Genomic DNA, 13,646 nt, shown 5'->3' with positions numbered 1-13,646 from the left:
CTACCACTCGATCTCGGTCATGGCGGTGTTGAGGCCGGAGCCGACGCCCATGCACAGGATGCGGTCGCCGGGTTTGAGGTTCTCGGCCTCACGGGACAGGGTGATGGGCAGGGAGGCGGGGCCGACGTTGCCCAGCTCCGGATAGCTCACGGGGATCCGGTCGGGGTCGAGGTTCGCGGCCTTCGTGATCGAATTCGTGTGCACATCGGAGACCTGGTGCATGACGTAGCGGTCCATCTCCCGCCAGTCCCAACCGGTCTCGTGGGCTTCCTCCCACGCAGCGACGACGAGTTCCATGCCGCCGGAGAGCAGGCCCTTCGTGTCGGTGAACATTCCGTTGTGGTCGCCGACGCACAGCTCGTGATGCTGGGTGGCCGCACGGGTGATGCCGCCGAGGATGCGGTGGCCCTCCGGATGTTTGTCGGCAGGGCCGAGGACGGCGGCGGCAGCGCCGGAGCCCAGGGTCAGAGACGCGAATTCGTTGAGGTATTCCTCGCGGGTGATGCCCGGACGGTTGAGGCGACGCAGCGTCGCCTCCTGAACACGGGAGGCGTCTTCGCCGGCGACGATGAGGGCGTATTCGATCTGCCCGGCGTCGATCATGTTCGCGGCCAGGGTCATTCCGTTGACGAATCCGAGGCAGGCGTTGGCGATGTCGAAGTTCATCGCCTGGGGGCCGAGTCCGATGCCGGCGTGGACGCCGACGGCCACAGACGGTTCCAGGTGTTCGCGGGTCACGGAGGTGTTGACCATCAGTCCGATGGCGTCGGGAGGGACCCCCGCCTCGGCGAGGGCCTTCTTTCCGGCCGTGATCGCACCATCGGCGAACTGGTGGGGCTCATCCCAGTTGCGGCGGGCGTACACACCGGCGACGCGTTGGAGCAGACCCTGCGGCAGGTTGAGGGATGACAGCGTATCGGCGAGGCGCTCGTCGAATTCCTGCGAGGTCACTTCGTTCGGGGCCAGGGTCTCGGTCAGGCCGAGCAGGGCCACGTTCGAGTGCCGAAATGTTGCGTTGCCATTCGCCAATTGAAGTACTCATCCCTTTTCGGGTCGTTCGTCGGTGTCGATATCGGCCGCAGAGGCGCGCGCGTGACGCGTCACGACGGGGGAATTCCGGACCTATCTTACCGCCCGGTTTCTGAGATGTTCATCAGCGTGTGAACCAGGTGAAGCCGTCATAGAGCAATCCTGTGGCGGCGAGCACAGCGATGACGGCGAGAACGAGCGAGGTCACAGTGTGTGAGACCTTCGACGTCTGGAAGCGCACGGCACGCGAATACGACATGGGACGATCGGTGACGTTGTGGCCGAACTGGGCGAAGATCCGCCAGTCCATGACGTCGACGAGCGACTTCGCGGCGAGGGTGAAGACGATGATGCAGCCGATGCCCATGAACAGCAGGAACACGAAGCCGAAGAAGCCGAAGTCCTTGAAGAACGTCACCACCCGGTCGCCGATGGCCACGGCGAAGGCGGAGAAGCCGTCGCCGAAGGGCAGGGCGTCGAACGAGTCGGTGATCGTGGACAGGCTGATGTTGTCGCGCACCGTCTGCACGGACCCGATGTACATGAAGATCGACGCGGCCAGGGCGACGAGCAGGTTGATGATCGAGATCGTCGCATTGTCCGGCCAGAAGTCCAGGTGCTTGATCGTGTAGGTCGCCGACAGCGCCACGCAGATGATCGCGCCCGTCAGCGCGCCGATGGTGGCCGGCAGCAGCAGGTTGTTGAAGAACACGAAGGCGACGACGGCGATGAGAGCGGCGCCGAGGATGTAGGTGAACACTGCGACGGTGTCGCCGTTGGCCGCGGTGGCTGCCCGCCGGTTGGCCTCGATCATCTGGCCGGAGTGCTGGACGTTGGCGGCGAGTTCGTTCTTCGTCGCCCGCGGTAGATCGGCGTCGTCGTCGTAGCCCTGTGCGTTGTAGCCTTGCGCGTTGTTGGGAAGAACGCGGGTCTCGTCCTCGCTGCTCCACTGGCGACCGGACTGGTTGTAGCCGGGCTGGCCGTAGGGGTTCTGACCGTACTGAGTCTGCGGGTAGCCGCCCTGGGCGCCGCCTCCACTGGCGGAGTTCCTGGGCTGCCATCGTCCGAGCTTCGCTCCGATGAAGTAGATGACGAAGACGACGAGAGCCGCGAGGACTCCGATGGAGATGCCGGCGCCGAGCTCGTTCATAAGGGTGACTTCCTGGGGATGGACAATGGTGGTCTTCTTTTCAGTCTATGGACTCATGCCGCTCAGAGCACGTTCCGTGGCCCATGTGCGCGCGGTTCGGAGCGATTTGCTGGTCGATCCACGGTGTTCTGGACGTCGAAAACGATCTGGATCGACCAGGAAATCGTTCCGGCGGTCCGCTCCTGCCTGAGTTGGGTGCGGACACGGCCACCGCGCGATTGTTGGGTCGATCCACGGTGTTCTGAGCCGCGACATCACCGTGGATCGACCCAACATCTGTCGCGCTGCAGACCGTCTCGCGGCGCTCGGCCTCGGTGCTGGCGGTTCCTGGGTATGGTGGGGTCAGGATCCGCCCACCGACGTCCGAAGGAGACACGCGATGAGCAACCCACAGGCATTCACCTCCGAGGCCCTGCCTCTCGATGAGCAGGTCGTGCTCGTCACCGGATCCGGGCGCGGCCTGGGCGCTGCGATCGCGAAGGCCTTCGCTCCGGAAGGTGCGGCGCTGGTCATCAACTACCGGTACTCTGCCGAGACCGCGGATGAGCTCGCCGAGGCGGTCCGCGCTCGCGGTGGACGTGCAGTGGCCATCGAGGCCGATGTCACGGACTCCCGCGCCGTCGACGCCATGTTCGAAACCGCGGCCGCCGAGTTCGGTACTCCCGTATCCACTGTGGTCAACAACGCTCTCGCAGACTTCTCGTTCAACGGAGATGAGCGCCAACCGGCCGACGAGATCGACTATTCGGACTTCGCCGATCAGTTCCGCGGTTCGGTCGAGGGCGCGGTCAACACGATCCAAGCCGCGATGCACGGTTTCCGTGAGCTCGGTTCCGGTCGCGTCATCAACATCGGCACCAACCTGTTCCAGGACCCGGTCGTGCCGTACCACGACTACACAGCAGGCAAGGCGGCGCTGCTGTCGCTGACCAGGACGTTCGCGAAGGATCTCGGCCCGGCCGGGGTGCGGGTGAACATGGTCTCCGGCGGATTGCTGCGCACCACCGATGCATCCTCGGCGACGCCCGAAGAGGTCTTCGACCAGATCGCCGCCGCCAGTGCGCTGCGACGGGTGACGACTCCGGAGGACTTCGCCTCGGCGGTGGTGTTCTTCGCCTCTCCCGCTTCGCGTGCGGTGACCGGCCAGAACCTCATCGTCGACAACGGCCTCGTCATGGGGTGAGGCGGCCGACCGTGACATGGGCGGGCCGCGCCCGCCAGCGTCGACGAGGCTGGGCAACCGATGGCCTGCGTGCAAGGGTGGCCCCGGAGTCGGGGAATGGATTTCAGAACCGGTCGAGGAAAGCCAAAGCCCGTTCGTAGAGCAGTTCTGCGCTGTCTTCGCGGTAGTCCGGGGTGGTCGGGTCGCTGAACAGGTGGGTGCTGCCCGGGTAGAGGAAGTACTCCGCCTGCGCACCCGCCTTCGTCGCAGACTCCATGAGCGTCTCGATCGTTCCCGGGCTGCGCCAGGAGTCATCGACGGCGAAATGAGCCTGCACCGGAACCCCGGCCTGCCAGCGCGTCGGCTTCGGGAAGCCGCCGCCGTGGAAGAGCAGGACGCCGCGGGCGCGCGGATCGTTCTTGCCCATCTGCTGAGCGAGCGCGGCTCCGAGTGAGAATCCGCCGAAGACGAGATCGTCGCCGAGGTCCTCGCAGGCGTCCTTCACCCGATCGACGAGGGTCGAGAACCCGACCTCCTGGGAGTGAGCGACTCCCGATGCTGCGTCGTCGAAGGTCCTGCCCGCGTAGACGTCGGGAGTGTGGACGGCATGTCCGGCCAGGGCGAAGCGTTCGGCGATGGCATCCATCCCGGACGTCCGCCCCAATGCCGAGTGGAGAAGGACAAGGGTGGTCATAGGCGATCCTTTCGAGAGATGACGGGCCGATCAGGTGGTCGGCTCCGGAACAGATCAGGCGGCCGGTGCCGACCATTCGGTCGGCGCCGAGCGACCGCCTCGGCGGCTCAGCGGCTGTGTCCGCGGGGGATGGTGAAGGTGTCCGCGCGGGCCGTGGCCCAGTCGTCGGCCCACTCCGAGGGGGTGTCATCAAGGAGTTCGCCGGGCTTCAGCCAGTCGTAGAGGCGAGCATAGGACCAGGATTCGGAGGCCGAGACATTGCGTCGCAGCATCGTGGGCTCCAGCTCGTCCGGTGCGGCCGCACCCATCGATGCCATGAGGCGGACCGCCTCGGCGACGACTCCGTCGTGGTAGTTGCGCACACGTTCGGCCTTGGTGGGCACGTCGATGGCGCGCGCTCGCCTCGGATCCTGTGTGGCGACGCCGACGGGGCATTTGCCCGTGTGGCAGACCTGGGCCTGGATGCAGCCGACGGCCATCATCATCGCTCGGGCCGAGTTCGTGAAGTCGGCACCCTGGATGAGGCGTTTGACGATGTCGGTGCCGGTGGCGATCTTGCCCGAGGCGCCGACCTTGATCTTCTTCCGCAGGCCTGCGCCGACGAGCGCGTTGTGGACGATCATCAGCCCCTGGGTCAGAGGCAGACCGACATTGTCCTCGAACTCCAACGGTGCCGCACCGGTGCCGCCCTCGGAGCCGTCGACGATAATGAAGTCCGGCAGGATCTGGGTCTCCACCATGGCCTTGACGATCGAGAGGAACTCCGTGCGCGAGCCGATGCACAGCTTGAATCCGGCGGGTTTGCCGCCGGAGAGCTCACGCATCTGCCGGATGAATTCGAGCAGCTCGATCGGGGTCGAGAACACGCTGTGCCCGGGAGGGCTGATGCAGGTCTGGCCGACGGGGATGCCGCGGATCTCGGAGATCTCCTCGGTGACCTTCGGCCCGGGCAGCACGCCGCCGATGCCCGGCTTCGCACCCTGGGAGAGCTTGAGCGAGACCATCTTCACCTGCGGGTCCTGCGCCTTCTCGGCGAAGGTCTTGGGATCGAATCTGCCGTTTTCGCTGCGGGCGCCGAAGTATCCGGTGCCGAGCTCCCAGATGAGGTCGCCGCCGTGCTCACGGTGATACGGCGAGATCGATCCCTCACCGGTGTCGTGGGCGAATCCGCCCAGCGCCGCACCCTTGTTCAGGGCTCGGATGGCGTTGTTGCTCAGCGAGCCGAAGCTCATCGCCGAGACGTTGAGCAGCGATATGTCGTAGGGCTGAGTGCATTCGTCCCCGCCGATGCGCACGCGCGGTGGCCTGGGCGGATTGGGGATCGGCATGTTCGAGTGCATGAGCGCCTCGTAGCCGGCTCGGTCGACATCGTGCTCGGTGCCGAACGCGTGTTCGGAGTGAGTGCCTTTGGCTCGTTCGTAGATGGTGGTGCGGGTGTCGCGATTGAACGGGCGCCCGTCCCAGTTGCGTTCGATGAAATACTGCTGGATCTCCGGTCGGATCGACTCCAACAGGAACCGGGCGTGCCCGGCGATCGGATAGTTGCGCAGGATCGAGTGCTTCTTCTGCGTGAGATCCCATGCGGCGAGTGCGCCGAGTCCGAGCGCCGAGGCGGCCGCCGCCGCTCCGGCGATCTGCTTGCCTGCCGATTCGCCGGTGACCATCCGGACAATGGGGAATTGCCGTTTCATTGTGCCTCCTTGAACTGTCCTGATCTCGAGCCTAGACCGAGAACGTGCAGTTTTCAGGAAAGGCAGACCTGAGACTGTCGTGAAATGACGGCGAACCGTCTCAGAACAAGCTGCCGAGATGCGTCAGAACCGGAGGCTGAATCGTCTCAGAAGAGACCGCTGAGCAGCGTTGTCACGAGCTCGTCGACCTGCATCGAATAGGCGACGATGAGGGTGAATCCGGTGGCGATCCACGCGATCTCCTTGTCCTGCGCGTAACCGCGCAGCGGCTCCCGCCGATAGCGCAGGCCGCCGGCGAGGACGATGCCGAGATCGATGAGCCACCAGATCCCCAATCCGCCGAGGCTGAGCAGCTTGAGCGCGCCCGTGAGGTATCGGCCGGTGTAGAAACGATCAAGACCGAGGACCCCGAAGAGCATCGACAGCAGCCAGGTGATGACGAAGGAGCGGTTGCCGGGCACGTCCGCGGGCTGGCTTTCGGGCGGGGCCAGGGATTCCAGGGACGAGGTGGTGACACCGGGGGAGGGCGCTGCTGGGTTCTGTGGAGCAATGGGCGAGTCAGAGGGCACGGCAGGGCGGTTCGCGGGGTCTGCGCTGAGTGCGGGAATCTCGCTGGTCGCCGTCATCGCTGGCACGTCCATTCACTGCTCGTCGAACTTCTGGTCTTCAGCCTAGAAGTCGCAGGGCCGCCTCGACGATGGGGTTATCCTCCACATCCCCGCGGTGCCTTGCGATCGCGCAGGTACACGCGGGGGCACACCGGCGCCGCACGCCCACAGCCACCCGCGGTGTCCGGACTCACACGGTCGAGGTCCCGGAATCGTTTGAGCCGCGCTTATCGGAGGCATAGCGTAGGACTCATGAGCACAGGTGAGCCGAGTCCGACGAGCACTCGGCGTACCGTAGCGGCGGTCTTCCTCGCGGGAGTCTCCGTCTTCCTCGTCCTCTACGAGACCCAGGGTCTGCTGCCGGCGATCCGGGACGCCTACGGAATCGACGGTCCGACCGCAAGCCTGACTGTGTCCGCGACGAACGTGGCCATGGCCTGCTTCCTCATTCCGTTCTCCATGCTCGCCCCGCGCATCGGCCATGCCCGCCAGATCGGTGCGGGAGTGATCGTCGCGTCGATCCTCGCGCTCGTCCTTCCCTTCACTCCGACCCCGGAGCTGCTCATCGTCGTCCGGTTCCTCCAGGGCCTGGCGATCGCCTCGGTGCCGGCCACGGCCATGGCCTATCTCTCTTTGCGTCTGCCGCCGGCCGCGCTGCCCGGAGCGATCGGGGTCTACATCGCCGGAAACACGATCGGCGGGCTCTGCTCGAGGCTGCTCACCGGGCTGGCATCGGAATTCCTCGGCTGGCACGGCGGGCTTGCGTTCACTGCGGCCGTGTCACTGGTCTTCGGGCTCATCGTCGTCTGGCTGCTGCGCCACGATCTCTTCTCCACCGCCCGCAGCCGGGCCGTCCTCGACACGGACGACTCCGCTCCGTCCGACATGAATCCCACCCTCGCCGAGGCGGCCGACCCTGACGCTGTCACCGCAGGTGACGCCGCCGATGGGTCCGTCGACGACGATGCCAACTCTGCCGTCGACGCCGCCGACGACGGTGGGGCTGGGAGCGCGCAGCCGCCTCGGCGAGCGATTCCGCTGCGCGGAGGTCTGTGGCGGATCTACCTCACCGGGTTCCTGTGCATGATCGTCTTCGGCGGATCGTTCACGATGCTCGGCACCCGCCTGCAGCAGGATCCGTGGCACCTGAGCGAGGGCGCGGTCGCGCTGTTCTTCCTCATCTACCTCGTCGGCACCGTCGTGACCACGTATTACGGCCGTCTGGCCACGAAGTACTCACGCACTCGGATCACCCTGGCGGGAATGGTCATCGCGCTCGCCGGTGCGGGGCTGACGCTCGTCGATTCGCTCGTGGTGATCATCATCGGCATGTCGCTGCTCACCGCCGGGTTCTTCCTCGGACATACGGGTGCTTCCGCGGCGGCGAGTGCCGCCCGGCCGGGAGTCGACTCGACCCGTTCCGCGGCCATCTACCTCACCGTCTACTACCTGGGTACGAGCCTCGGCGCCTGGCTCTCGGCGGTCCTCTTCGTCGACTTCGCCTGGCCGGGAGTCGTCGCCATGTGCGCGAGCTCCCTCATCGTGGTCTTCGTCTTGACCCTGACCGGTGCTCCGCTAGGCTTCAAGAAACGCAGCTGATCGCTCGTTCAGTCTCGCCGGCGTCGGCGGCCTGTCGCCTGCGGTTTCGTCGTGTTGCTCATCCGCCGGTGGCTTCCGCGCCGGCATCGTCGTCGAAAGGCCAGTTCATGTCCGAGACCACCAACTCGACCGCCGTCTACGCGATCACCGACGGTGTCGCCCACGTCGAGATCGACCGTGCGGAGAAGCTCAATTCTCTCACCCGCGAGGTCTTCGAAGACCTCGTCGAGGCGGGTCTGGCACTGAAGGATTCGAGCGAGGTCAAGGCCGTGGTCCTGTCCGGTCGCGGTCGTGCCTTCAGCGCCGGACTCGACTTCACCGAGATGGCCCGGATCGCCGAGGCGGGAGCCGCGACCCGCTCATCCGCTGAGGAAGCGGCCGAGAAGGCTGAGGAAGCGGCCGAGCGTGATGCCGGTGAGTCGGGTGCGGCGGACTCCGTGGCCACCGCAGTCGACATCGGGAAGCGGCTCGGTTCGGCCCGGGCCGTGGCGCAGAAGGCCGTGCACGTGTGGTCGCTCGTCGAGGTTCCGGTCATCGCGGCGGTGCGCGGAGCGGCGCTCGGCGGCGGGCTGCAGATCGCTCTCGGTGCGGACATGCGTGTGGCCGGACCCGATGCGAAGCTCTCACTCATGGAACTCAATTGGGGGATCATCCCCGATATGTGCGGCACCCAGCTGCTGCCGCGACTCGTGGGACCGGCTCAGGCGAAGAAGCTCATCGTCACCGCCGACACGATCGGTGCCGAAGAAGCTCTGCGCATCGGCCTCGTCGAAGAGATCGCCGAGGACCCTCTGGCCCGTGCTCTCGAGTTGGCCGGGCAGATCGCGGGCCAGTCACGGTCGGCGCTGGTGTGGGCGAAGCGGCTCGTCGACCTGTCCTATGACTCCGACCTCACCACCGGCCTCGACGCCGAGCAGGAAGCACTCGCCGCGCTGTTGGGCACCGACGAGCAGAAGCAGGTCGTCGCTACTCGCCTGGCCGCGATGAAGGCTCGCGCCAAAGGGTGAGGTCGGGGCCGTCCGCGTCCTGCTGCGAACAGTGGGGGTGCTGGACTCAGGAGCGGGAAGCAGAACTCAGTCGAAGGGCCGGTTAAGAACCTCGATTGGAGGGGAACTCCGGGCGGACGGGATCGATGAGCCTCTCGGCGTTGACCGCCTCGGCGACGGTGGAGAACTCGGCGAGCTCACGCAGCAGCACGAACGTTGGGCGCATGAGCTTCAGCCGTCCGGCCCCCTCATCGGCGAGAATCCCGGTCACCGAACGCCACTCGCTCGTGTGCGCCTCCGTCGTCTGATGCTGGGCGGCGAGGAGCTCGGTGGCTGCGATCGTATAGAAGTACGTATCGAAGCGCTTGGGCCGACCCAATGGGGTCACCCAGTTCGCCCACGGTTTGAGCCCGGCCGGGTCGAGGACCGCACCTGTCTCCTCCTCGACCTCGCGCACAGCGGTGGCGAGGAGTACACGCCACCCTTCGGCATCCTCGGCGATGGTCGAATCGGACCATGCGGAGGTGTGCACCTGCGGATCGGGGACGGTGATGGTCGGTGCGATCGTGGAGTCGATGGGGTCGACGCGGCCGCCGGGGAAGACGACGACGCCGGCGGCGAAATCCATCGTCGACACACGATGCTGGACGAACACCTCGAGTCCCTCGTCCCCGTCACGGAGCATGAGCACGCTGACGGCGGGCCTGATCGGGACCGCCTCGGGGTCGGTGATATCGGGACCGCGGCTCGCGCTGTCGGCCCTGTCCGAACGGTCGGAACCCTCGGGGTTGATATCTCGGATCACGTTCAGCACCTTCGCTTTTGCCAATAGTCGTCGCCTCCCAGTATGCCCGCGCACCCTCGCCGAGGCGGAGCCGGGGTCGCGTGGGCAGGCCCGGACGGGCGATACCCGTGGTCAGAGGTCATGCGCCGGTCCGGGCGCGAACCCGATCAGGATACGATGGTGGGCGATGCAGAACCTCAACCTGAGGTGCAAGACCCAACCGGTGACGATCAAGGGCGGGACTGAACAGGCGATCTATGAGCAGCTTCGGGATCTATCCGTTCATCGACATCGATTCGGCATGGCCGAATTGGGTGATCATCACCCTTCTGCTGCTCGATCTCATCATCCGCATCATCGCGCTCGGCTGGATCCCGCACAACCGCAAGCCGTCGGTCGCACTCGGGTGGCTGCTCGCGATCTTCCTCATCCCCTATGTCGGCATCGCCGCGTTCCTGCTGCTCGGTTCGGCGAAGCTCCCGAAGCGGCGGCGAGACAAACAGGCGAAGATGAATGACCTCTTCCGCGATCAGATCCGCCACCAGGCGATCGTCGGGCGCTACGACCATATGCCCGAACCGCTGAGCACCGCCGCGCAGCTCAACTTCGACCTCGGCGCACTGCCGATGACCCATGGCAACTCCTTCGATCTCCACGTCGACAACCACGCCTGCATGGATGCGATGGCCGTGGCCGTCGACCGGGCACAGCGGTTCGTGCACTTCGAGTTCTACATCGTCGCCATCGATGACACGACGAGGCGGCTACTTGATTCGCTCCTGGCCGCGCACCGGCGCGGTGTGAGTGTGCGCATCCTCATCGACCACGTCGGATCGCTCGGCTATCCCGGGTATTCGGAACTCGTCAAGAGGCTCGACTCCTCGGGAGTGAGCTGGCGCCGGGCGCTGCCGATCCGGCCGTGGAGGGGTGAGTATCAGCGGCCTGACCTCCGCAATCACCGCAAGATCCTCATCGTCGACGGCGACGTCGCATTCACCGGTTCCCAAAACATCATCGATCGCTCCTACAACAAAGCACGCAATCGGCGGAAGGGCTTCCAGTGGAAGGACCTCTCGCTCGAATGTCGAGGGCCGGTCGTCGAAGAGCTCGATGCGGTGTTCATCACCGACTGGTATTCGGAGACCGACGAGATCCTCGACGAACCCGACAGCTTCGAACTCAATGCCCCCGAATCCGGCGGGATCCAAGCCCAGGTCGTGCCCTCGGGGCCGGGCTTCGAAGACGAGAACAATCTGCGGCTGTTCAACCACCTCATCTACAACGCGAACCGGAGCATCGTCGTGTGCTCGCCGTACTTCGTGCCCGACGAGTCGCTGCTACACGCGCTGACGACCGAAGCGCGCTCGGGTGTCGACGTGCGCCTCTACGTCGGTGAGACGAGTGACCATTCGCTCACTCACAAAGCACAGCAGTCCTACTACGACGACCTGGTGCGGGCCGGAGTGCGGATCTTCATGTACCACGCGCCGACGGTGCTGCATTCGAAGTTCCTCATCATCGATGACGACGTCTCGATCATCGGTTCGTCGAATATGGACGAACGGTCGTTTGCCATGAACCTCGAAGTCACGATGTTCATCGTCAACGAGGAGTTCGCGCAGCGCATGTACGAACTCGAAGCCGAACACTACGCCCCGAACTCCGTCGAGCTCAATGCCGAGGAGTGGCAGGCGCGGCCGCTGCTGAAGAAGTATCTGGAGAACGTGGCCCGCCTGACGAGCTCACTGCTGTAAGCGCGCGAGGGGACGCTGTCGTCGTGGCTGCCGGTGGGAGCGGTGGTACCCGCGAACTGGGGTGCTGTCGTCGTCGCTGCGGGTGGGAGCGGGTGGAAGCCGCGGACGTCGAAAGCAGTGGGATCCGCAAACAGCACAGAAAAAGGCGTATAGCCCAGTTTCAAAACCGGGCTATACGCCTATTTCTGGGCCGTAGCGAACTAGGACGGAGTCGCGCTGACCGAAGGGCGCGGCGACTCAGCAAGTCCGCCGACTCTCAGTCGTCGTCGGCGACTCCGGCCGGACCTTCGTCATCGAGGTGACGCTCGGGATCGGTGATCGAGTCCTTGGCCTTCGGCGACGACTTGTGCTTCGCCGTGGTGTTCGACTTCGCTGTTTCCTGCGCGGCCGTGGTGCTCTTCGCCGTCGTGTCTGCCTTCGCACCAGCCGAATCCTCGTCACCGTCGAATTCGGAGACGGGAGTGTTCGTGGCAGCGGCGGCATTGACCTTGTCGGCCGCGGTCTGCACGGCATCGGCGACGGCCGGGGACTTCTCGCGGATGGACTGGTTGGCCTTCTCGACGGTGTCCTGGACGCGCGGGTCGGTCCACAGATCCTGAGCCTGGGCCTTCAGCCGTTCGTAGCTCTGGCGCCCGGTGCGTGATCCCAGAATGAATCCGACTCCGAGACCGGCCAGGAGAATCAATCTCTTCTTCATGGTCTTGCTCCTCTTCGCAACTCGACGTCACCGTATTCGGCTCTGCTGTGCGGCACAGGTCCGGGCAGCGATGTGGCAGCGCACGGGCACTGTGCCCTCAAGATCCAGCTTATACCGAGTCGTGCTCGTACGGGTATGGATTCACCCGCGCCGTCATCGCAGATTCTCGACGATCCCGGGTTCGGCACGCGGGATCCCGGCTCGGCACGCGCGGCCCGGGGTTGGAAAGTGGGACCTGCAGCAGGTCCCAGCTCGACTCAGTCGAGGCTCGACTCAGCCGAGACTCGACTCAGCCGAGACTCGGCTGCTGCTGGGTGATGCAGTGGATTCCGCCGCCGCGGGCGAAGAGTTCGCGCGCATCGATCCCGACGACCTTCCGCCCCGGGTAGACGCGCTCAAGCACGGCGGCCGCCTCGGCGTCCATCGGATCGTCGAAGGTGCAGGCGATGACCCCGCCGTTGGTGACGAGGTGATTGACATACGAATAGTCGACCCAGCCCTCCTCGTCGCGCAGCACCTCGGGGGCCGGGATCGGCACCACTTCGAAGGGCGTGCCGTCGGCGGTGGTCTCGGCCGCAAACTGCTCCTTGAGCGCACGACTGAATTCGTAGTCCGGATGGTCGGGATTGCGCTGATCGTGGACGAGGACGACCCCGGGGCTCGGCATCGCGGCGACGATGTCGACGTGTCCCCGGGTGCCGAAAGTCTGATTGTCCCGGTGGAGTCCGCGGTCGAGCCAGATGACCTTCTTCGCCCCGATCGTGCGCGCGAATTCGGCTTCTACATCGGCTTCGGTCAGTCCCGGATTGCGGCCGGGATCGAGCTGGACGCTGCGCGTGGCGAGCACCGTGCCCTGACCGTCGACGTGGAATCCGCCGCCTTCGTTGCGCAGATCCGAGGACATCACGGGAGTCCCGGCGAGGCCCGCGACGAATTCTCCGATGTGCTCATCGTGATCCCAGCTCGCCCATTCCTGCGCACCCCACCCGTTGAACACCCAGTCCACAGCATGCAGCGCACCCGCCTCGTCGACGACGAAGCTCGGCCCGATATCGCGCATCCACGCATCGTCGAGTTCGGCGTTGACGATCGTGATCTCGTGGTTGATCCCCTCGCCGAGGTGGCGCTTGGCATGATCGCTCTGTGCACTGGTCACGACGACCGTGACAGGGGTGAATTCGCTGGTGGCGCGGGCAACGGCGGCCCACGTGGCGCGTGCCGCCTCGGCCTCGGCTTCCGTGTCGCCGAGCGCGTAGCCGGAGGACGGGAACGCCATCCAGACTCGGTCCTGGGCGGCGGTCTCCGCCGGCATGTGCAACGTCATCGTTCGTCCCTTCGCTGGTGGACTGTCGCTGAGCCGAGTGTAGCCAGAATCTCGCCGAGGCGGTCGACGGATTTCGTTGCCGCCCGCCCGGCTCTCGGCTCGTTTCCGCGGACGCTCACCCCACAGGCCAGGGCGGCCATGTCGATTCCGTATAGTCAGGCGAAGAAC

12 protein-coding genes are annotated in these 13,646 nt (G+C 65.6%); 4 read left to right on the top strand and 8 right to left on the bottom strand.

All coding sequences use genetic code 11. From position 1 onward, the window contains the following. Window positions 1-1,029, bottom strand: coding sequence for a 3-oxoacyl-ACP synthase III (locus tag AC3CD9_RS14220; protein WP_488364551.1), 1,029 nt, complete (start codon window positions 1,027-1,029; stop codon window positions 1-3). Window positions 1,030-1,153: 124 nt separating this feature from the next. After that, the gene (locus AC3CD9_RS14215; RefSeq protein WP_488364550.1) at window positions 1,154-2,179 is read right to left on the bottom strand and encodes a hypothetical protein; all 1,026 of its coding nucleotides are present in this window, start codon (window positions 2,177-2,179) and stop codon (window positions 1,154-1,156) included. A gap of 379 nt (window positions 2,180-2,558) precedes the next feature. Here AC3CD9_RS14215 and AC3CD9_RS14210 point away from each other — a divergent pair, with 379 nt between their 5' ends. Continuing rightward, window positions 2,559-3,362 (top strand): 3-oxoacyl-ACP reductase, encoded by an 804-nt coding sequence (locus AC3CD9_RS14210; protein ID WP_488364549.1) that lies wholly within the window; start codon window positions 2,559-2,561, stop codon window positions 3,360-3,362. 103 nt (window positions 3,363-3,465) lie between these two features. On the opposite strand, the gene AC3CD9_RS14205 is transcribed toward AC3CD9_RS14210, so the two are convergent. The 3 genes from AC3CD9_RS14205 to AC3CD9_RS14195 all read right to left on the bottom strand — a co-directional run bounded on the left by AC3CD9_RS14205 (window position 3,466) and on the right by AC3CD9_RS14195 (window position 6,352). Then, on the bottom strand, window positions 3,466-4,035 hold the full coding sequence (locus tag AC3CD9_RS14205; RefSeq protein WP_488364547.1) for a dienelactone hydrolase family protein: 570 nt from the start codon (window positions 4,033-4,035) through the stop codon (window positions 3,466-3,468). A 107-nt stretch (window positions 4,036-4,142) separates the two neighbouring features. Then, on the bottom strand, window positions 4,143-5,726 hold the full coding sequence (locus tag AC3CD9_RS14200) for an FMN-binding glutamate synthase family protein (protein WP_488364546.1): 1,584 nt from the start codon (window positions 5,724-5,726) through the stop codon (window positions 4,143-4,145). Between the two features lie 146 nt (window positions 5,727-5,872). After that, window positions 5,873-6,352 carry a TM2 domain-containing protein gene (locus AC3CD9_RS14195; RefSeq protein ID WP_488364545.1) on the bottom strand — a complete coding sequence of 160 codons (480 nt, stop codon included), beginning with the start codon at window positions 6,350-6,352 and terminating at the stop codon, window positions 5,873-5,875. Between the two features lie 234 nt (window positions 6,353-6,586). Between AC3CD9_RS14195 and AC3CD9_RS14190 the strand changes: the two genes are divergently transcribed. Continuing rightward, window positions 6,587-7,933, top strand: a complete 1,347-nt coding sequence (locus AC3CD9_RS14190) for an MFS transporter (protein ID WP_488364543.1) — start codon at window positions 6,587-6,589, stop codon at window positions 7,931-7,933. 107 nt (window positions 7,934-8,040) lie between these two features. Further along, window positions 8,041-8,940: an enoyl-CoA hydratase-related protein gene (locus AC3CD9_RS14185; RefSeq protein ID WP_488364542.1), complete on the top strand. Its 900-nt coding sequence runs from the start codon at window positions 8,041-8,043 to the stop codon at window positions 8,938-8,940. Between the two features lie 82 nt (window positions 8,941-9,022). On the opposite strand, the gene AC3CD9_RS14180 is transcribed toward AC3CD9_RS14185, so the two are convergent. Then, entirely contained in the window at window positions 9,023-9,724 is a 702-nt protein-coding gene (locus AC3CD9_RS14180) for an NUDIX hydrolase (protein WP_488364540.1), read from the bottom strand. 236 nt (window positions 9,725-9,960) lie between these two features. On the opposite strand from AC3CD9_RS14180, the gene cls reads away from it, so the two are divergent. Next, a complete protein-coding gene (cls, locus tag AC3CD9_RS14175; protein WP_488364539.1) occupies window positions 9,961-11,457 on the top strand; it encodes a cardiolipin synthase in 1,497 nt (498 codons plus the stop codon). A 256-nt stretch (window positions 11,458-11,713) separates the two neighbouring features. Here cls and AC3CD9_RS14170 read toward each other — a convergent pair whose 3' ends face one another. Further along, the gene (locus AC3CD9_RS14170) at window positions 11,714-12,154 is read right to left on the bottom strand and encodes a hypothetical protein (protein ID WP_488364537.1); all 441 of its coding nucleotides are present in this window, start codon (window positions 12,152-12,154) and stop codon (window positions 11,714-11,716) included. 289 nt (window positions 12,155-12,443) lie between these two features. After that, a complete protein-coding gene (locus AC3CD9_RS14165) occupies window positions 12,444-13,478 on the bottom strand; it encodes an agmatine deiminase family protein (RefSeq protein ID WP_488364536.1) in 1,035 nt (344 codons plus the stop codon). Window positions 13,479-13,646 lie beyond the last annotated feature (168 nt).

Source organism: Brevibacterium sp. MGP-B1, assembly GCF_057766545.1.
This window is presented reverse-complemented; position numbering and strand designations above follow the sequence as displayed.